The sequence below is a fragment of the Streptomyces sp. NPDC088350 genome, assembly GCF_044753545.1.
In the GTDB taxonomy this organism is placed as follows: Bacteria; Actinomycetota; Actinomycetes; order Streptomycetales; family Streptomycetaceae; genus Streptomyces.
Map to the genome: position 1 here is coordinate 1,106,264 of NZ_JBIVNL010000001.1, position 19,613 is coordinate 1,125,876.

General features: G+C 69.7%; 15 protein-coding genes and 2 pseudogenes. 7 read left to right on the forward strand and 10 right to left on the reverse strand.

Annotated features, from left to right (window positions below; all coding sequences use genetic code 11):
• The first annotated feature begins 232 nt into the window (after positions 1-232).
• From ACIQBL_RS05150 to ACIQBL_RS05160, 3 genes are all read left to right on the forward strand, one after another.
• Positions 233-862: a DUF6230 family protein gene (locus ACIQBL_RS05150; protein WP_401936914.1), complete on the forward strand. Its 630-nt coding sequence runs from the start codon at positions 233-235 to the stop codon at positions 860-862.
• Between the two features lie 117 nt (positions 863-979).
• The gene (locus ACIQBL_RS05155; protein WP_401936917.1) at positions 980-1,594 is read left to right on the forward strand and encodes a DUF6114 domain-containing protein; all 615 of its coding nucleotides are present in this window, start codon (positions 980-982) and stop codon (positions 1,592-1,594) included.
• Positions 1,584-2,912, forward strand: coding sequence for a hypothetical protein (locus tag ACIQBL_RS05160; RefSeq protein ID WP_401936920.1), 1,329 nt, complete (start codon positions 1,584-1,586; stop codon positions 2,910-2,912). Before ACIQBL_RS05155 ends, ACIQBL_RS05160 begins: the two co-directional genes overlap by 11 nt.
• Before the next feature lie 125 nt (positions 2,913-3,037).
• On the opposite strand, the gene ACIQBL_RS05165 is transcribed toward ACIQBL_RS05160, so the two are convergent.
• From ACIQBL_RS05165 to pta, 4 genes are all read right to left on the reverse strand, one after another.
• The gene (locus ACIQBL_RS05165) at positions 3,038-3,442 is read right to left on the reverse strand and encodes a hypothetical protein (RefSeq protein WP_401936923.1); all 405 of its coding nucleotides are present in this window, start codon (positions 3,440-3,442) and stop codon (positions 3,038-3,040) included.
• A 161-nt stretch (positions 3,443-3,603) separates the two neighbouring features.
• Positions 3,604-5,034: a pyruvate kinase gene (gene pyk, locus ACIQBL_RS05170; RefSeq protein WP_019073129.1), complete on the reverse strand. Its 1,431-nt coding sequence runs from the start codon at positions 5,032-5,034 to the stop codon at positions 3,604-3,606.
• Between the two features lie 99 nt (positions 5,035-5,133).
• Positions 5,134-6,342, reverse strand: a complete 1,209-nt coding sequence (locus ACIQBL_RS05175; protein WP_401936925.1) for an acetate kinase — start codon at positions 6,340-6,342, stop codon at positions 5,134-5,136.
• Positions 6,339-8,429 (reverse strand): phosphate acetyltransferase, encoded by a 2,091-nt coding sequence (gene pta / locus ACIQBL_RS05180; RefSeq protein WP_401936928.1) that lies wholly within the window; start codon positions 8,427-8,429, stop codon positions 6,339-6,341. The genes ACIQBL_RS05175 and pta overlap by 4 nt, the downstream gene beginning before the upstream one ends.
• A gap of 211 nt (positions 8,430-8,640) precedes the next feature.
• On the opposite strand from pta, the gene ACIQBL_RS05185 reads away from it, so the two are divergent.
• A complete protein-coding gene (locus ACIQBL_RS05185; protein ID WP_043682961.1) occupies positions 8,641-9,666 on the forward strand; it encodes an ATP-dependent 6-phosphofructokinase in 1,026 nt (341 codons plus the stop codon).
• An 81-nt stretch (positions 9,667-9,747) separates the two neighbouring features.
• Here the strand turns inward: ACIQBL_RS05185 and ACIQBL_RS05190 are convergent, their stop codons facing one another.
• Together ACIQBL_RS05190 and ACIQBL_RS05195 are read right to left on the reverse strand one after the other, a co-directional pair.
• On the reverse strand, positions 9,748-10,377 hold the full coding sequence (locus ACIQBL_RS05190; RefSeq protein ID WP_401936931.1) for an XRE family transcriptional regulator: 630 nt from the start codon (positions 10,375-10,377) through the stop codon (positions 9,748-9,750).
• 467 nt (positions 10,378-10,844) lie between these two features.
• Positions 10,845-10,970: pseudogene (locus ACIQBL_RS05195) on the reverse strand (flavoprotein); the annotation flags it as partial.
• Positions 10,971-11,066: 96 nt separating this feature from the next.
• Between ACIQBL_RS05195 and ACIQBL_RS05200 the strand changes: the two are divergent.
• Positions 11,067-11,231: pseudogene (locus ACIQBL_RS05200) on the forward strand (transposase); the annotation flags it as partial.
• 466 nt (positions 11,232-11,697) lie between these two features.
• Here ACIQBL_RS05200 and ACIQBL_RS05205 read toward each other — a convergent pair.
• Together ACIQBL_RS05205 and ACIQBL_RS05210 are read right to left on the reverse strand one after the other, a co-directional pair.
• Positions 11,698-13,608 (reverse strand): ATP-binding protein, encoded by a 1,911-nt coding sequence (locus ACIQBL_RS05205; RefSeq protein WP_401937062.1) that lies wholly within the window; start codon positions 13,606-13,608, stop codon positions 11,698-11,700.
• Between the two features lie 163 nt (positions 13,609-13,771).
• Positions 13,772-14,644 carry a nucleosidase gene (locus tag ACIQBL_RS05210; RefSeq protein ID WP_401936933.1) on the reverse strand — a complete coding sequence of 291 codons (873 nt, stop codon included), beginning with the start codon at positions 14,642-14,644 and terminating at the stop codon, positions 13,772-13,774.
• 26 nt (positions 14,645-14,670) lie between these two features.
• Here ACIQBL_RS05210 and ACIQBL_RS05215 point away from each other — a divergent pair, with 26 nt between their 5' ends.
• The gene (locus tag ACIQBL_RS05215) at positions 14,671-15,207 is read left to right on the forward strand and encodes a hypothetical protein (RefSeq protein WP_401936935.1); all 537 of its coding nucleotides are present in this window, start codon (positions 14,671-14,673) and stop codon (positions 15,205-15,207) included.
• Positions 15,208-15,222: 15 nt separating this feature from the next.
• On the opposite strand, the gene ACIQBL_RS05220 is transcribed toward ACIQBL_RS05215, so the two are convergent.
• Both ACIQBL_RS05220 and ACIQBL_RS05225 read right to left on the reverse strand, forming a co-directional pair.
• On the reverse strand, positions 15,223-15,906 hold the full coding sequence (locus ACIQBL_RS05220) for a response regulator (protein WP_365608081.1): 684 nt from the start codon (positions 15,904-15,906) through the stop codon (positions 15,223-15,225).
• Entirely contained in the window at positions 15,903-17,609 is a 1,707-nt protein-coding gene (locus ACIQBL_RS05225) for an ATP-binding protein (protein ID WP_401936938.1), read from the reverse strand. The genes ACIQBL_RS05220 and ACIQBL_RS05225 overlap by 4 nt, the downstream gene beginning before the upstream one ends.
• A gap of 249 nt (positions 17,610-17,858) precedes the next feature.
• Between ACIQBL_RS05225 and ACIQBL_RS05230 the strand changes: the two genes are divergently transcribed.
• On the forward strand, positions 17,859-19,271 hold the full coding sequence (locus ACIQBL_RS05230) for a cation:dicarboxylate symporter family transporter (protein ID WP_401936939.1): 1,413 nt from the start codon (positions 17,859-17,861) through the stop codon (positions 19,269-19,271).
• Positions 19,272-19,613 lie beyond the last annotated feature (342 nt).

Sequence of the window (19,613 nt, forward strand, 5' to 3'; positions counted from 1 at the left end):
GGGGGGTCTTCGCCTGTGGCGGAGCCTGTCCAGCAAGGTTGTGCGTGATGTGCGTCAGGCGCGACCAGTGGTTGTCGCTCGGGGGTGATCGCCGGTGATCGGTGCGCGGTTCGCGCCTCCGAGACGGGCGCTCCCCTTCCCGAGGACGTAGCACTTCTCCCATCCCTGCCCGGCTGAGCCGCCAACTGGGGGCAGTCAGGGCCAGGAGATGTACGTCCGAGAAGGAGGAAATATGGAGTCCCAGGTGCGTGGCGGGACCAGATGGAAGCGCTTCGCTGTGGTCATGGTGCCCAGCGTCGCCGCTACGGCGTGTATAGGTGTGGCCCTCGCGCAGGGTGCTCTCGCCGCGTCGTTCAGCGTGTCGGGTCAGTCGTTCAAGGTGACGGCGGACAAGCTCGTGGGTACGGGCTTCAGCCAGTACGGGGCCATTGACTCGGGGTACAACCTCGACGGCTCGAAGACGGCTCACCCGGTCGCGGTGTCGGCGTTCACCAGCGCCGAGATCACGAACATGTGCCAGTCCGTGGTCACCCCGAACATCCCGCTGCTCGGCTCGGTGAGTCTGACGCTGACGGCGGGCGGCAACGGTACACCGGTCCAGGCCGACAATCTCTACATCGATGTCGACAACCTCACCGCCGACGCGACGTTCGAGAACATGCGGATCGGCGTGGCCGGCAAGGACCTCAAGGGTCCCGGTATCAAGAGCGGAGACGCGGCCAACCCGTTCGGGTTCGGTCAGGACGCCGACAAGGCCACACTGGTCGGCGTGAAGCAGACGGCGTGGGCCACCACTGCCGGAACCTTCAAGCTCAGCGGACTGAAGATGTCGCTGTCCTCGGGTACCCACGAGTGCTACTGAGCACTCGCTGACGGGCGGGGGAGCCGGTGGCTCCCCCGCCCGTCCACCTTCCGCCCGCACCTTCACACGAGGTGCACCTCTCCACCACAGCAACGCCGTACCAGGGAGCTGTTTTCCATGAGCGCCGAGACTCCTGCCGCACCCGGCCAGTTCGCCCGCCGGAAGCTGCAGTTTCGTGCCTGGCGTGGCACGAGGCCGTTCTGGGGCGGTCTGTTCGTCATGCTCGGCGGACTCCCGATCGCCTACTTCCCGTACGCACATCTCCAGGTCGGTCATCTGACGCTGGCGATGGCCACCACCGCGGGCGCCGGGTCTCTGATCATCGGCGTGCTGCTTGTAGTCCTGGGCCTCAGCCTCTGGTACCAGAAGCACGTACGCACTTTCGCGGGTACCGCGGCGATCCTGCTGGCGCTGGTGTCCATCCCCGTGTCCAACCTCGGCGGCTTCCTGATCGGCTTCCTCCTCGCCATGGTCGGCGGGGCGCTGGCCGTGTCCTGGGCGCCGGGCGCACCGCCGGAGCCGCAGGCGGTACAGGAGGACCCGCGGGGAGAGGGCGACGCGCCCGCCGCCGCGCCGTTCGAGGCGGCGCCCCACGAGTCGGCGTCGTACTACGAAGCCACGCCTCAGGAGTCCGAGCCGAACGTACCGGCCGACGAGGCGAGTGAGCCGAACGATCTGTCAGGAACGAGCCCGGTGAGCAACGGGGCGAACGGGAGGCACAGTGCCGGCTGACGAGGTGACCCACGGGACTGATGTGGACGAGTCCCGTGTGAGAACCGGGCCGCGCCACGCGGCACCCAAGAAGCCGCTGTTCACCAGGTTCCACATGCCCGCAGGCAAGGCGATAGCCACGGTGGCGATGCCGACCGCCGTCATCGTCGGGCTGGGTTTCACGTCCTCGCTCGCCCTCGCCGACAACGGTGCGACGACCTCGCCGTCGTCGAAGAGCCTGACGGCCGACGAGTACAAGGACTGTGTCGCCGCCCTCGCCGACTCGACGGCGAGCGCCTCGGCCACGCCGTCCGCGTCGGCGTCCGCGAGCACGTCCTCGGACGCGTCCAAGGACGACGCGACACCGTCGGCCACGGCGACCTCCGGCACGAAGGACTCGGGCAAGACCTCTTCGTCGGATTCGGGTTCCGGCGACACGGCCACGGCCACGCCCACGCCGTCCGCCTCGACGAGCAAGTCGACGGATTCCAGCGGTTCGTCGGGCAGCACCGCCACCGCGACGCCCTCCGCGTCCGCGAGCAGCGGCAGCCTGCTGGACACCATCGGCGACGCCATCACCGGTATCCTCACCGGCGGTTCGTCGAGTTCCGACGCGACGGCGAGCGCCACCCCGACGCCGACCGCGTCCGCCTCGGCGAGCGCCACGAAGGACACGTCCTCGGACGACTCCTCCAGCGCGTCCGGCACCGTCAAGGAGACGACCAAGAAGGCCACCGCCACGGTCGGCGACACCGTGAAGGACACGACCGCCACCGCGACCAAGGCGGCCGAGGACACCACCAAGGCGGACACGGCCACCGCGACGGCCACCGCGAGCCCGTCCGCGAGCGCGAGCACCGACACCTCGGACTGCCCCGTCGCCACGGACGACCTGAGCGGCGTCGACAACAAGGTCCTGCTGCCCGACGACCCCTGGTACCTGGACGCCAGTTCGCTGCTGCTCAAGGGCGCCGACTACAAGGGCATCGTCGAGGTGAAGACGGCCAACGGCACGGTCAAGAAGGTGCTGAAGTACGTCATCTCCGGCGGGACCGACATCGGCGACCTGCACCAGACGGTCGACGACAAGCAGTCCGGCAAGACGTACCACGTGCAGGCGGCCTCCGGCTCGACGTCCACGATCCGCGACGGCGACACGGTGATGTACACGGAGTCCATCTCGGGCAACCTGTTCGGACTGATCCCGATCACGTTCACCCCGGACAACCCGCCGCCGCTGAACATCCCGCTGATCTACTTCACCAAGGTGAAGGTGGTCCAGGCCGGCCAGTTCGGCGGCACGCTGACCATCCCCGGGCTGCACAGCTACCAGAACTGAGCGCCCACACAAGCCCGTTCGGGAGCCGCGCACAAACTGAGGGCGCCCCCTGGTCACAGGGGGCGCCCTCAGCGCCGTACAAGACCCTTTACGCGGGCGTCAGTTGCCCTCTCGCCGCGTGTGTGTCAGGCGACGACGTCGATGTAGTACGAGGGCCCGTAGCTGGTTCCCGACACCGGTGTGACGTACATGCGATAGGTCACGCCTTCGGTGAGGTTGCCGCCCAGCCAGGGGCTGCAGTAGCCGGAGGCATGACCGCGGGTGTCGATGATCCGGTCCATCTTCTTGTCGAAGGGCGGGTAATCGAGAGCGGTCTCGACGCCCCAGCCGTCTGCTTTGGTGTCGCAGGCGCGGATGGCGTCACCGGGGATCGAGCCGTTCGGGTCGGCATTGAACGTTCCGTACCCGGCACCGTTGGCGGCGTCAATGCTGACCGTTCCTGCCCAGGCCTGGCCCTGGAGGGCCGCGACCAGACCGACGGCACACGCACCGGTCGCCAGCGCCCGTGTCACCGTTCTCCGAGTCTTCATGACATCTCCTCCCCCTTGCTGATCAGTGGTCGAGCAGGAGAATGTCATAAGACGATCATCTTGGAAAGTTCTTTACGTTCGGGGAGAACCCCGGAACGCGTCGAGGGCGCCCCCTGTCGGAGGGGCGCCCTCGCTGCCGTACAAGACCCTTTGCGCAGGGGTCAGTTGCCCTCGCCGCCGCCGAGGTGGTGGACGCGGAGCATGTTGGTGGTGCCGGCGACGCCGGGGGGCGAGCCGGCGGTGATGATGACGGTCTCGCCCGGGTTGAAGCGGTTGATCTTGGCGATCTCGCCGTCGACCATGTCGACCATCTCGTCCGTGCTGTTGACGAACGGCACCACGTGCGACTCCACGCCCCAGCTGAGCGTCAGCTGGTTGCGGGTGCCCTCGTCGGTGGTGAAGGCGACGATCGGCTGGGCCGCGCGGTAGCGGGAGAGCCGGCGGGCGGTGTCGCCGGACTGGGTGAAGGCCACCAGGGCCCGGCCGCCGAGGAAGTCGGCGATCTCGCACGCGGCACGCGCGATCGAACCGCCCTGCGTACGCGGCTTCTTGCCCGGCACGAGCGGCTGGAGGCCCTTGCTGAGCAGCTCCTCCTCGGCCGCCTGGACGATCTTCGACATCGTCTGCACGGTCTCGATCGGGTAGGCGCCCACCGACGACTCCGCGGACAGCATGACCGCGTCCGCGCCGTCCAGGATCGCGTTGGCCACGTCGGAGGCCTCGGCGCGCGTGGGGCGGGAGTTGGTGATCATCGACTCCATCATCTGGGTCGCCACGATCACCGGCTTGGCGTTGCGCCGGCACAGCTCCACCAGGCGCTTCTGCACCATCGGGACCTTCTCCAGCGGGTACTCCACGGCGAGGTCGCCGCGGGCCACCATCACCGCGTCGAACGCCGCGACCACGGCCTCCATGTTGGCGACCGCCTGCGGCTTCTCCACCTTGGCGATGACGGGGACCCGGCGGCCCTCCTCGTCCATCACCTTGTGGACGTCGTACACGTCGCTCGCGTCGCGGACGAAGGACAGGGCGACCATGTCGCAGCCCATCCGCAGCGCGAAGCGCAGGTCCTCGACGTCCTTCTCGGACAGCGCGGGCACGTTGACGGCCGCGCCGGGCAGGTTGATGCCCTTGTGGTCGGAGATGACGCCGCCCTCGATGACGATCGTCTTCACGCGCGGGCCCTCGACGCTCAGCACCTTCAGCTCGACGTTGCCGTCGTTGATCAGGATCTGGTCGCCGCGGGAGACGTCACCGGGCAGGCCCTTGTACGTCGTACCGCAGATGGTCTTGTCGCCCGGGACGTCCTCGGTGGTGATGGTGAACTCGTCACCGCGCACCAGCTCGACGGGACCCTCGGCGAAGGTCTCCAGGCGGATCTTCGGGCCCTGCAGGTCGGCGAGGACGCCGATGGCACGGCCGGTCTCCTTGGCCGCGGCACGGACGCGGTCGTACCGGCCCTGGTGCTCGGCGTGGGTGCCGTGGCTGAAATTGAAGCGGGCCACATTCATGCCGGCCTCGATCAGCGACACCAGTTGTTCGTGGGAGTCGACCGCGGGGCCGAGAGTACAGACGATTTTCGAACGGCGCATGGGACGATCCTATCGGTTTGTTTCGCTACGGAATATTCCGTCTGGCGGAAGATACAAATGGGCGGGCATGCGCTCAGGCGTGTTCCGCCGTGTAATTGCTCAGCTGTTCTTTCCGACCAGTGCGTAGGTCTGTGTGGCGATCTCCAATTCCTCGTCCGTCGGCACCACCGCGACCGCGACCCGCGCGGACGCCGGCGAGATCAGCCGCGGCTCCTCACTCCGTACGGCGTTCAGCCCGCCGTCGACCTCGAGCCCCAGCAGCTCCAGGCCCGCCACGGCGGCCTCCCGCACGGCGCTCGCGTTCTCCCCGACCCCCGCCGTGAAGGCGACCGCGTCCACCCGGCCGAGTACCGCGCAGTAGGCACCGATGTACTTCTTCAAACGGTGAATGTAGATGTCGAAGGCGAGTTCCGCCCGTTCGTCGCCCTCGTCGATCCGGCGCCGGATCTCGCGCATGTCGTTGTCCCCGCACAACCCGATCAGACCGCTCTTCTTGTTGAGAAGAGTGTCGATCTCATCGGTGGACATTTCGCCAACACGCATCAAATGGAAGATGACGGCCGGATCCAGGTCTCCGGACCGGGTCCCCATCACCAGCCCCTCCAACGGCGTCAGCCCCATGGAGGTGTCCACACACCGGCCGCCTCGCACGGCCGAGGCGGACGCCCCGTTCCCGAGGTGCAGCACGATCACGTTGACGTCCTCGGGCGCCTTGCCCAGCAGCTTCGCCGTCGCCCGCGACACATACGCGTGCGAGGTCCCGTGGAACCCGTACCGCCGGATCCGGTACGCGTCGGCCGTCGCCACGTCGATCGCGTAGCGCGCGGCCGACTCCGGCATCGTCGTGTGGAACGCCGTGTCGAACACGGCCACCTGCGGCAGATCGGGCCGCAACGCCCTCGCGGTACGGATCCCGACGAGGTTCGCCGGATTGTGCAGCGGCGCCACGGGGATCAGCCGCTCGATCTCGGCGAGCACGGCGTCGTCGACGACGGTCGGCGCGGTGAAGGTCATCCCGCCGTGCACGACCCGATGCCCGATGGCGGCCAGTTCGGGGGAGTCCAACCCGAGCCCGTCCTTGGCCAGTTCCTCCGCTACGGCCTTCAGGGCGGCCTCGTGGTCGGGGATCGGGCCGGTCCACTCACGGGTGGCGCCCGTATCGAGGTGGGTGTGCCGGAAACGGGAGGTCTCCTCGCCGATCCGCTCGACGAGTCCGACGGCGAGGCGGGTGCTGTCCGCCATGTCGAGGAGCTGGTATTTCACCGACGAGGAGCCGGAGTTGAGGACGAGGACGCGGGTCGCGCTCACTGGGGGTTTGCCTTCTTGGTCGGGTTCTGTGCCTGGATCGCGGTGATGGCGACCGTGTTGACGATGTCCGAGACGAGGGCGCCCCGGGACAGGTCGTTGACCGGCTTGCGCAGCCCCTGCAACACGGGTCCGACGGCGATCGCGCCGGCCGAACGCTGCACGGCCTTGTAGGTGTTGTTGCCGGTGTTGAGGTCCGGGAAGATCAACACGCTTGCCTGGCCCGCGACTTCGGACTCGGGCAACTTGGTGGCGGCGACGGTGGGTTCGACGGCGGCGTCGTACTGGATGGGCCCCTCGATCCGCAGGTCGGGCCGCCGCAACCGGACCAGTTCGGTCGCCTCGCGTACCTTGTCGACGTCGATGCCCGTGCCGGACGTACCGGTGGAGTACGACAGCATCGCGATCCGGGCCGCGACGCCGAACTGCTCGGCGGTGGCGGCCGACTGGATGGCGATGTCGGCCAACTGCTCGGCGTTCGGGTCGGGGTTGACCGCGCAGTCGCCGTAGACGAGCACCTTGTCGGCGAGGCACATGAAGAAGACGGACGAGACGATGCCGGCGTCCGGCTTCGTCTTGATGATTTCGAAGGCGGGCCGGATGGTCGCGGCCGTGGAGTGCACGGCGCCCGAGACCATGCCGTCGGCGAGGCCCTCCTGCACCATCAGCGTCCCGAAGTAGTTCACGTCGGCGACGACGTCGTAGGCCAGCTCGACGGTCACGCCCTTGTGGGCGCGCAGTTCGGCGTACTTCTCGGCGAAGCGGTCGCGGAGTTCGGAGGTGTGCGGGTCGAGCAGCTGGGCGGCGCTGAGGTCGATGCCGAGGTCGGCGGCCTTCTTGCGGATCTGGTCCTCGGGTCCGAGCAGGGTCAGCTCGCAGACGCCCCGGCGCAGCAGCACCTCGGCGGCGTGCAGGACGCGGGGCTCGGTGCCCTCGGGGAGGACGATGCGGCGCTTGTCGGAGCGGGCCCGCTCCAGGAGCGTGTGCTCGAACATCATGGGGGTGAGGCGGTTGCTGCTGGGCGCCGAGACCCGCTTGAGCAGGTCGCCCGTGTCGACGTACCGCTCGAAGAGGCCGAGCGCGGTCTCCGCCTTGCGCGGGGTCGCCGCGTTCAACTTCCCTTCCAGGGAGAAGAGTTCGGCGGCGGTGGGGAAAGAGGTCCCGGTCACGGAGACCACCGGGGTGCCCGGCGCGAGGCGGGCGGCGAGGGTGAGGATCGTGTCGCTCGGCACCTCGTTCAGGGTGAGCAGGACGCCGGCTATCGGCGGGGTGCCGGCGCTGTGCGCGGCGAGCGCCCCGATGACGAGGTCGGCGCGGTCGCCCGGGGTGACGACGAGCGCGCCCGGGGTCAGCGCCTTGAGGAAGTTGGGCAGCATCGCCCCGCCGAACACGAAGTCCAGCGCGTCCCGCGCGAGCCCCGAGTCGTCCCCGAGCAGCACCCGGCCGCCGAGGGCGTGGGTGATCTGCGCGACGGTCGGCGCGGAGAGCGCGGGCTCGTCCGGTACGACGTAACAGGGCACCGGCAGCCGGGTGGTGAGGCGCTGGGCGATCCCCTCCCGGTCCTCGCGGGCGACCCGGTTGGTGACCATGGCGAGGACGTCGCAGCCGAGTCCGTCGTAGGCGCGATAGGCGTTCCGCGTCTCCGCGAGCACGGACTCCGCGGTCTGCTTGCGTCCGCCGACGACCGGGATCACGGACGCGCCGAACTCGTTCGCGAGGCGGGCGTTGAGGGCCAGCTCGTCCGGGAACTGGGTGTCCGCGAAGTCGGTGCCGAGGACGAGGACGACGTCGTAGTCGCGGGCGACGAGATGGAACCGCTCGACGAGCGTCGAGACCAGTTCGTCGGTCCCCTGCTCGGCCTGGAGGGCGGACGCCTCGTGGTAGTCCATGCCGTAGACGGTCGCCGGGTCCTGGGACAGCCGGTAGCGCGCACGCAGCAGCTCGAAGAGGCGGTCGGGGCCGTCGTGGACGAGGGGACGGAACACCCCCACCCGGTCGACCTGCCGGGTCAGGAGTTCCATGACCCCCAGCTCGACGACCTGACGGCCGTCGCCGCGGTCGATCCCGGTCACGTACACGCTGCGGGTCACGCGTGCTACCTCGCTTCGGTTCGGTGGTCGTTTCGGTGGTCGTTTCGGTGGTCATAAAAATCGCCCACCGGGGTGAGCGGAAGCCTCTTGACAATACCTCCGGGGGTGGTTAAGGCGCCCTTCGGTCCGACGGGAGCGGCGTCGCCCCGGGCGACGTGAAACAATCGGAGCCGGCTCACCGGTCTCAACAGCGAGCAGGAGACACAGCACGATGCGCATCGGAGTTCTCACCGCAGGCGGCGACTGCCCCGGCCTGAACGCCGTGATCCGATCGGTCGTGCACCGAGCGGTCGACAACTACGGCGACGAGGTCATCGGCTTCGAGGACGGCTACGCGGGACTGCTCGACGGTCACTACCGCACCCTCGACCTCGACGCGGTCAGCGGCATCCTCGCCCGCGGCGGCACGATCCTCGGCTCCTCACGACTGGAGCGGGACCGGCTGCGGCAGGCGTGCGAGGACGCGCTGGACATCGCGCGGGACTTCGGGATCGACGCGCTGATCCCGATCGGCGGCGAGGGCACGCTGACGGCGGCGCGCATGCTGTCGGACGCGGGCCTCCCGGTGGTCGGCGTCCCGAAGACCATCGACAACGACATCTCGTCGACCGACCGCACCTTCGGCTTCGACACGGCGGTCGGGGTCGCGACGGAGGCGATGGACCGCCTGAAGACGACGGCGGAGTCCCACCAGCGGGTGATGGTCGTCGAGGTCATGGGCCGGCACGCGGGCTGGATCGCGCTGGAGTCCGGGATGGCGGCGGGCGCGCACGGCATCTGCCTGCCGGAACGCCCCTTCGACCCGGCCGACTTGGTCAAGATGGTCGAGGAACGCTTCGCCCGCGGCAAGAAGTTCGCCGTCGTGTGCGTGGCCGAGGGCGCGCACCCCGCCGAGGGTTCCATGGACTACGGCAAGGGCGAGATCGACCAGTTCGGCCACGAGCGCTTCCAGGGCATCGGCACGGCGCTGGCCTACGAGTTGGAGCGCCGCCTGGGCAAGGAGGCCAAGCCGGTCATCCTCGGCCACATCCAGCGGGGTGGCGTACCCACCGCGTACGACCGGGTGTTGGCGACGCGCTTCGGCTGGCACGCGGTGGAGGCGGCGCACCGGGGGGAGTTCGGGCGGATGACGGCGCTGCGGGGGACGGACGTGGTGATGGTGCCGTTGGCGGAGGCGGTCACCGAGTTGAAGACGGTGCCGAAGGACCGGATGGACGAGGCGGAGTCGGTCTTCTAGCCGTCTTTGTTCTTCCAGCCGTCCTTCTTTGCACGTGGTGCGCTGGGCTTGGGCTTGGGCTTGGGTTTTGGTGCGGGGTGCTCAGTACGTACTCCTCTCGACCATGGACCAGAAGCGGCTGATGATCTGGTCGAGGAAGTCGCGGCCGGCCTCGTTCGCGTCGACGGCCGCGTTGCCGCCGCTCCAGCTGAGCGTGGCGACCATCTGCGCCTGGTAGTCCTCGTGCAACTCCTGGAGGGCGTCCTCCAGGAGACGCCGGTCCAGCGGCACCATCTTGCCGATCGGCCGGACGTATCCCTGCCAGCGTGTGGTCATGGCGCCGCGCAGCAGTTCCGCGAGCTTGGCGTCGCGTCCGGTGACGCTGATGAAGTCGGGCAGCGAGAGGTCGAGCAGATCGGCGAGCGCGGAGGACTGGCGCTCGGTGCCGCGCCACTCGTCGTGCTCCTCCATCCGCAGATACGCGAGGAGTTCGAGCCCGACGGCACGGGCGACGTCCTCCGGCGCGAGGCCGTGCGCGAGGCGGTGCTCACGCAGCGTGCGTGGCCTGCCGATGAGTTCACCCGCCGAACACCACAACACGCCCGCGAGCGCGGTGAGTTCGGGACCGGAGGGCGCGGTGAGCCCGCGTTCCCAGGCGATGACCAGGTCGGGCGTCACATAGGGCAGCCCGTACGAGGCACGCATTCCGTACGCGACGTGTTCGGGACCCATGTCGAGAGCGGTACGGAGTCTGCGGGCGGCGGGGGCGTTGAACGGCGGCGTGGGCGGCGTGGAGTGGCTGGGCTGAGCTGGGGGTCGGCGCACGGGGCACAAGCTAGGGGCGCCAGGGTGCGGTGACTACGGTCTGTTCGGCCAGGATTACGGATTGTAGGAACGTACGGATTCGGTCGGGCGGCGGAGATCGAACGCGGTGGGGGTGGGGGTGGGGGTGCGTGGTGACACTGAGTGGCGGTTCGGGGATGGCTCGGGGGTGGCGGGTGGCGGCGGAAGGGTGCTGAATATGCCGCTCTACCTTGCCATTCGTCGGAGCGGCGGGGGTGGGGGGACCGCCGGGGACTGTTCGATCGGCGTCGGGTGTGTGGGCGGGGGTCGAAGGGGAGTGCGTTTGTGGTGGGGGTGGTGGTTGGGTGTGTGGGGATGTGGGGGGTGGCGCAAAGTCGACGGTGGGTGTCCGGGGGGTCGGCTACGACGCCGACCACGAAGTCGTGAGTCAGGCTGAGCGCCCACGAGTTGACCGTGTTGAAGGTCGCCGGCGCGAACGCGATCACATCCGCCTTCGGCCATACATCCCGCTCGCCCGGCATCTTGTATTCGCTGCGCACGGGATGGCCGGTCAGCCGCTCCGAGTCACCGAGTTGGGGTGGGCGGCACCGGAGCCGAGTTCGGCTGCGGGGAGGCTCTTGGACGACCGGAAGGTGCGGTCGGGTGTCCTGTTCGTGCCGTCCACCGGCATTCCGTGGGAGTTCCTGCCCGGGAACCGGGCTTCGGCCCGGGGGTGACATTCTGGCGGCGCCTGTGGGAATGGAATGACGAGGGTGTGTGGCAGCGTCTGCACGAGTCGCTGCCCGCCGAGCTGCGTCACGCTGGTCCAGTCTGTCCCGCCGGCGCCCCGACAGGCTCTACGCCGGACGCTGTGGGCGAATCCACGGGCAGCCGGGACCCAGTTCCGCGAATGTGACACTCTGAGTAGGAAGTGTCACGTTCGCGGCGACCGAATCCGGGACCTCCGGCACGGATGCACGGTGGCCCGGATCGCGGTCGGGGCTGGGTGCTGACGACCGCTGTCATCGCGGGAGTCACCCGCGCACTGCGGAAGAACTAGTCACCGACGGCTGAGTTCACGAATTTCGTCGCGGATCCCCCAGTGAATGCGCAGATGGCGGAAGCGGCGCAGAAGCGCACCGGCGCCCTACGCCCTCAGCGGTGGACGCCCGGGGCGGAGCCGTGCCCGGTGCCGCGACAGGTGTACTCCGCGTCCGGGGCTTTGAGGGGGACGAGTCCGACTGTCCGCCGACGGCTGGAGTGGCCCCGTCAGGTCAACGAGTCCGCGTGGGACCGGGCGTTGGCGGCTTCGGTGGGGGCGTTGGCCCGGGCGTAGGCGTCGGCGGCCCTGAGGTAGGCGGTGCGGGCTTCGGCGGGGTGGTTGGCGGCCTTGTGGGTGAGGGCCAGGTTGTAGTGGGTTTGCCCTTCGCCGTACCAGTCCTCGAACTCCCGGCCGATCTCCAGGGACTGGCCGAACGTCTCGATCGCCTCGTCCGCCCGGCCCGCCGTCTGCAAGGCACTGCCGAGGTTGTGCCACGCCATGGCCTCGCCGCGGCGGTCCCCGACGGCGCGGAACAGATCGCGGGCCTGGACATGGGCCTCTATCGCTCTCTCGACGTGACCCGCATGTGTCAGTGCCAGGCCGAGGTTGTCCCATGCCATGCCTTCGCCGTTGAGGTCCTTGACCGTCTGGTGCATGGTGCAGGCCTGGGTGTGGGCTCCGATCGCCTCTTCCCAACGACCGGCTCGTTGCAGGGCGAGCCCGAGGTTGTCCCACGCCATGGCCTCACGATGGTGGTCGCCGATGTCGTGGAGCAGTTCGTGGGCACGTCTGTGGGCTTCGACGGCCTCCTCGGTCCCTCCCGCAACGCCGAGGGCGTTGCCCAGGTTGTTCCACGCCATGGCCTCGGCGACCGCGCGTCCGGTGCCGCAGGCGGCCTCCACGGCGGTGCGTGCGACGGCGATCCAGTCGTCGAAGTGCCGACGCTGGTTCAGGTACTCCCTGAGGTGTCCGGCCAGCCACCAGGCCTCCAGCGCGTACCGCTCCTCGCGCACCCATTGGACGGCGGCCACCACCCCGGTCCGTTCCTCGTCCAGCCACGCCAGTGCCTGTGCCCGGTCCTGGAACCGATCGGGTTCCGGCTGGCCCGGCAGCCACCGCAACCAGGTATCCGCCGCACGCACCCACCGGTAGTAGAACCCCAGCACCCGCTCCCGAGCGGCCTCCCCCTCCGCTCGCGATTCCGCGTCCCCCGCCACCACACCGACGCCGAACGCCCGCACCAGGTCATGCACCCGCCACCGTACGGCCGGAGCGGTCCCGTCGGCGCACCGCACCGGCGTCACGAGATGCGTGGCCGCCAGCTCCTCCAACAGGACCAGCACAGCGTCCGGTTCGAGATCGGCCAGCGCGGCGACGGCTTCCACGCCCGTGTCCGCCCCGGGCACGAGGCACAGCAGCCGCAGCAACCGGGCCTGGTCGGGCGGCAGTCGGTGATACGACGTCTCCAGCACGGGGCGCAGGACGAGCGACCGCCCGTACAGGTCCGTCCCGGGACTGCCGTTGTCGAGGAATACCGTCGGGTCCCCGGCCGTCCGGATCTCGGTCACCAGGGAGGTGATGTCACGGGGCCTGCGCCTGCGCAGCATTCCCGCGGCGATCTGAAGGGCCAGCGGCAAGTGACCGCACAGGTCGGCCAGTTCGCGTAGCGCGTCCGGTTCCCGTCCCGGGCGTTCGTCGCGTTCGTCGGTGTCGTGCAGGGCACGGGTCACCAGGGCGACGGAGTCGTCCGGGTCGAGCGTTTCGAGGTCGATCAGGCGCACCGGAAGGGAGTCGGGGCGGTCCCGGGACGTGATGACTACCTGGTGACGGTCCGTGCCGGGCAGCAACGGCACGTACTGCGACGGGTCCGAGGCGTTGTCCAGGATCAGCAGCATCCGCTCCCGCCGCTCGGCCAGCAGTCCCCGGTACGCGTCGTACTGTCGCTCCGCCGTGGGCGGCAGCTCCCGGTCCCGGACGCCGAGTGCGTCGAGCAGTGCCAGTACCGCCTGGTCGGCGGTGACCGGATAGTCGTCGTAGCCGCGCAGGTCGACGAAGAGTGTCCCGCCGGGGAACCAGCCCCGCCCGCGGACCCGGTGGGCCGCCTCCACAGCCAGCGCGGTCTTGCCGATGCCGCCCATCCCGGTGACGGCGAAGATGAGCAGCGGGAGGGTGGCTGTGTCGTCCGTGCCGGGGGCCAAGTGCGGGAGCAGGCGGTCGAGTTCGGCCGATCGGCCGGTGAAGCCCGGTGGCCGTGGGGGCAGGGCCGTGCTGGCGCGGGGTACCGGCCCGTGGGCGGTGCCCCTACCCCCGTCCGTCCACCTTCTTGCCGACGACGGGGCCGTGAAAGGTGCCGCCACGGAAGTCGATGTGATCTCCGCCGTACGTCGCTCCGCCGTCCCCCCGGCCGCTCCGATGGGGCTCCTCCTCGGAGTCGGTGGAACCCTCGCGCGGCCGGTGCTTGCGCAGCAGCGCCACTGTCACCGAGGCCGCCTGCGCGGCGGCGCGTTCCTGTGAACCCGAGGCATCGGCACCGGACTTGTCGGCGTCGGCGCGGTCGCCGATCCCCCGGACGACCAGGGCGTTCAACTGGCCGTTCAGATGGGCTGCCTGGAGCGCTCCGAAGCCCTCCATCTCGATCGCGCCCGCACCGTTGTAGTTCTCGCGGATGAACCGGGCGATCTCGGACCTGGCGTCCGCCAGGACCACGTCGCCCGTCGCGATTGGCATGAAGTGCGCCCGTACGCCGGGCATGTCCCGTACGGCGGAACGGGCCGCCTGTTCCAGCGCGAGCGAGCCCGGCAAGGCCGTGGGCCGGAGGTGGAAGCCTTCGGGTGTCTGCTTCCCGCCGTGGATCTCGTACACCTGCGTTCCCACGACGACGTCGCCGATCCCGACGTCGTCCTTCAGGCTGCCGGCGACACCGACGAACAAGACGGCCTGTGGACGCAGCCAGTTGATGAGCTGGGTGGTGAGAGCGGCGGCCCGGTCGGTGCCGACGCCCAGCTCGCTGAGGGCGACATGCCATGCGGTGTCGGCGAGTCGGCCGTGTTCGACGCGGGTTCCGTTGGGGTGGACCAATTCCTGCCGGTCCTCGACGTACGCGCGGACGGCGTCGTATTCGAGGGGGAGTGCGGTCAGGACGAGGACGGTGGGCTGCGGCTCCGGCACACTCATAAGGTACTGCGGGGGAAGGGAATCGAGTGCCGGAACAGGACGTCACCGTCGGGCAGTTGCTGCTCGCCGAGTACCAGAGCATCAAGGACGAGCAGAAGGCCCGGATCGGGTTCCGGGACAACCTGCTCTACGTCACGCTGGGCGTCGTGGCCGCCGTCATCGCCGCCGCCGCGCAGGCCAAGCAGACGTCGATGCTGCTGGCGCTGCCGCCGGTGTGCGTCGTGCTCGGGTGGACGTATCTCGTGAACGACCAGAAGATCTCGGCGATCGGGGCGTACGTCCGCGATGAACTCGGGCCCAGGCTCGCGATGTTGGCTCAACCGGGCGGCGGTTTCCAGGCGTTCGGGTGGGAGACCGCGCATCGGGGGGACCGGCGGCGCGGCTCGCGGAAGGCGGTGCAGATCGCGGTGGACCTGACGGCGTTCTGCGTGGTGCCGTTGGCCGCGCTGGTGGTGTTCTGGGCGGACGGGCGCAGCGGTCCCCTTGTCGCCATCTCGGTGCTTGAGGCGCTTGCCGTAGCAGGGCTCGCCTCGCAGGTCGTGTGGTACGCGAAGGCAGCGTGAACTCCCGCCCTCCGCCTACCCCTTGACCCACCGATACTGCAACTCAGGCCGCCCCACAGTCCCGTACTGCGGACTACGCGCCGCCCTCCCCGCCTCCACCAGATGCTCCAGGTACCGCCGGGCCGTGATCCGGGAGATCCCCACCGCCTCGGCCACCCCCGCCGCGGTAAGCCCCTCCCCACAGTCCCGCAGAGCGACAGTCACCCGCTCCAGTGTCGGCGCGCTCAACCCCTTGGGCAGCGCCGCAGGCGAAGGCGCGCGCAGCGCGGCCAGCGCCCGGTCGACCTCGTCCTGGCCGCTCGCCTCGCCCGCCGCCGCGTGGAACTCGGCATACCGCACCAGCCGATCCCGGAGCGTGGCGAACGTGAACGGCTTCAGCACGTACTGAACGACCCCCAGCGACACCCCCTCACGCACCACCGCCAGATCCCGCGCCGACGTCACCGCGATCACGTCGGCGTGGTACCCGGCCGCCCGCAACGACCGCGCGAGCTGCAAGCCGTGCGCGTCCGGCAGATGCAGGTCCAGCAGCAACAGGTCCACCTGCGTGCGCTCCAGCGCCCGCCGTGCCTCCGCCCCCGTGTGCGCCTTGCCCACCGCCACGAACCCCGGCACCCGGCCTACGTACATGACGTGCGCGTCGGCGGCGACGGGATCGTCCTCCACGATGAGGACGCGGATCGGGTCGGCCGTAGTCATGAGGTACCGCCTTTGGAGGCCGAACCTTCGGAAACAGGACCCTGGGACGACGTCCGGGCGCCAGCCGTGCCCGACGCCACCCCGTCCCCCCACAACGGCAACCGCACCTCGAACACCGCCCCGCCCCCCTCCGCCTCGGCCACTGTCAACGTCCCCCCATGGCGGTTCACCGCCTGCCGTACCAGCGCCAGGCCCAGTCCCCGGCCGCCCGGTCCCGCCGGCTTCGTGGAGAAGCCCCGTTGGAACACCGCCTCCGCGTGCGCCGGATCCACCCCCGAACCCGTGTCCGCCACCCGCAGCACCAACGCGGAGCCACCCGCCCCCGCCCCACCCTCCGTGCACGCCGTCACCGTGACCCGCGCCCGCAAGCTGCCCTGCGCCGCGTCCACCGCGTTGTCGATCAGGTTCCCCAGGATGGTCACCAGGTCCCGCGCGGGCAGGGAATCCGGCAGCAGGCCGTCGTCCAGCCCGCTGTCCTCCGACACCACCAACTCGACGCCCCGCTCGTTGGATTGGGCCGTCTTGCCCAGCAACAGGGCTGCCAGCACAGGTTCGTTGACCGCAGAGACGACCTGGTCGGTCAGGGTCTGGGCCAACTCCAGTTCCGCCGTCGCGAAGTCCACCGCCTCCTCCGCCCGGCCCAACTCGATCAGCGACACGACCGTGTGCAGGCGGTTCGCCGCCTCGTGCGCCTGGGACCGCAGCGCCTGCGTGAAGCCGCGCTCCGAGTCCAACTCGCCCATCAGGGACTGGAGTTCGGTGACGTCCCGCAGGGTGACCACCGAGCCTCGGCGCTCACCGCCCGACACCGGTGACGTATTCACCACCAGCACCCGCGACGCCGTCAGATGGACCTCGTCCACCCGCGGCTCCGACGACAGCAGCGCCCCCGTCAGCGGTGCGGGCAGACCCAGGCCCGCCACGGAACGGCCCACCACGTCCGCCTCCGACCCCACCCCCAGCAATTCGCGCCCGCCGTCGTTGATGAGCGCCACCCTGTATTGACCGTCGAGCATCAGCAGCCCTTCCCGCACCGCGTGCAGCGCGGCCTGGTGGTAGTCGTGCATGTGGCTCAGCTCGCTCGCGTTCATGCCGTGGGTGTGGCGGCGGAGGCGGGCGTTGACGACGTACGTTCCCACGGCACCCAGTGCCAGGGCGCCGGCCGCGACCCCGATCAGGGCCGTGACCTGGTCCTGGACCCGCTGGGTGATCGCCTCGACCCGGATGCCGGCGCTGACCAGGCCGATGACCCTGCCGCCGCTCTCGATGGGGGTGACCGCGCGGACGGACGCGCCGAGCGTACCGGTGTAGGTCTCGGTGAAGGTGCGGCCGTGCTGGGCGGGGCCGATGTGGCCGAGGAACTTCTTGCCGATCTGCTGCGTGTCCGGGTGGGTCCAGCGGATGCCCTGCGGATTCATGATCGTGATGAAGTCGACCCCGGTGTCCCGCTGGACCTTGAGGGAGTACGACTCCAGGTGCGCGGTCGGGTCGGACGTGCCGATCGCCGCCACCACCGACGGCGAGTCCGCGACCGAGCGCGCCACCGCCGTGGCCTGCCGGCCGGCCGCGTCCTCCGCCTGGCTGCGGTCGCTGACGTAGGTGAACAGCGCGTACCCGGCGACGACGACCGCTATCAGCACCGCCTGCATGCCGAAGAGCTGGCCGGCCAGGCTGCGGGGGCGGGGGACGTGCGGGAAGCGCATGTCGTCAGTGTGCCTCTCCTGATAGATGCGAACTAAATGAACGTAAGGGTGACCGCCCTCACAAGCCGGGAGATAGTCACCGCAACCCCGGAAGCAGCCGCCTCCCGGACCGGCCCGCACATCGATCAGTGCGGACCGCCGCAGCACCCGTAACACCCATGCATCGCATGCAACCCATGCAACCCATGCAATCCCCGGACGTGAGCCGCACTCGCAGCCGGGTTCCGCCGGTCGTGAGCCGCACGCCGGATGATGCCGACGACGTCGTCAAGGAGGGCAGCCGTGGCCAGCACGCCCGTATCTGCCGCACCGCCCGCGAAGCGGGACCGCACCCACTACCTCTACATCGCGGTGATCATCGCGGTCGCCCTCGGTATCGCCGTCGGGTTCATCGCGCCGGACTTCGCCAAGGAGCTGAAGCCGCTCGGTACGGGCTTCGTCTCGCTGATCAAGATGATGATCTCGCCGATCATCTTCTGCACGATCGTGCTCGGCGTCGGCTCCGTACGGAAGGCCGCGCAGGTCGGCAAGGTCGGCGGACTCGCGCTCGGCTACTTCATCACGATGTCCTTCGTGGCGCTGGCCATCGGCCTGGTCGTCGGCAACATCATCCACCCGGGCAGCGGCATGCACCTGACCGATGCCGTCAAGGGCGTCGGACACGACCAGGCGAAGGCCGCCGCCGAGGGGCCGGTCGACTTCCTGCTCGGGATCATCCCGACCACGTTCGTGTCGTCCTTCACCGAGGGCCAGGTCCTCCAGACGCTGCTGATCGCGCTGCTCTCGGGCTTCGCGCTGCAGGCCATGGGCCGGACCGGCGAGCCGGTGCTGCGCGGTGTCGAGTACATCCAGAAGCTGGTCTTCCGCATCCTCGGCATGATCATGTGGGCGGCGCCCGTCGGTGCCTTCGGCGCGATGGCCGCGGTGATCGGCGAGACCGGCATGGACGCGCTCAAGGCGCTGGGCACGATCATGCTCGGCTTCTACGTCACCTGTTTCCTGTTCATCGTGGTCGTGCTCGGCACGCTGACCAAGCTGGTCGCCAAGGTCAGCCTCTTCCAGCTGCTGAAGTACCTCGGCCGGGAGTTCCTGCTGATCGTCTCCACCTCCTCGTCCGAGTCCGCGCTGCCGCGGCTCATCGCGAAGATGGAGCACCTGGGTGTCAGCCGCCCGGTCGTCGGCATCACCGTGCCGACCGGCTACTCCTTCAACCTCGACGGCACGATGATCTACCTGACCATGGCCTCGCTGTTCATCGCCGACGCCATGGACCAGCCGATGAACATCGGCCAGCAGATCGGCCTCCTGCTCTTCATGATGGTCGCCTCCAAGGGCGCGGCCGGTGTCTCCGGCTCCGGTATCGCCGTACTGGCCAGTGGTCTGCAGTCGCACAAGCCCGCCCTGGTCGACGGCGTCGGCCTCATCATCGGCATCGACCGCTTCATGAGCGAGGCCCGCGCCGTCACCAACTTCGCCGGCAACGCCGTCGCCACGCTGCTCATCGGCACCTGGACCGGCGAGGTCGACAAGGAGCGGGTGAACCGGGTCCTCGCGGGTGAACTGCCCTTCGACGAGAAGACGTTGCTCGACGAGAAGGACGGCGACGACCACCTCGACGGGGTGCCCGAGCAGGGCGGCGAGAAGGAACTCGCCAAGGCCTGAGCACCCCCCGAACGGGGGCGCCCGGACCCACCTGAACACGGTCCGGACGCCCCGACAACGCCGGGCGGCTGGGTGTCCCCCCGTCGCTCAGCCGCCCGGTCCACAGCGCACCACCCGTAGGTCCGGCCCTTCGCGGCCGTCTCTCACGCGGATGCACTAGCGTGCCGTGGGGGGGGGGGGGGGGCCCGCCCCCCCCCCCCGCCGGGGGGGGGGGGGGGGGGGGGTGGGGGGGGGGGGGGTGGGGGGGGGGGGGGGGGGGGGGGGGGGTTGGGGGGGGGGGGGGGGGCCGGCCGACGAAGCCGCGCGTGCTACGGAGGGTGACTGATCGAGATGCGGGGGGTG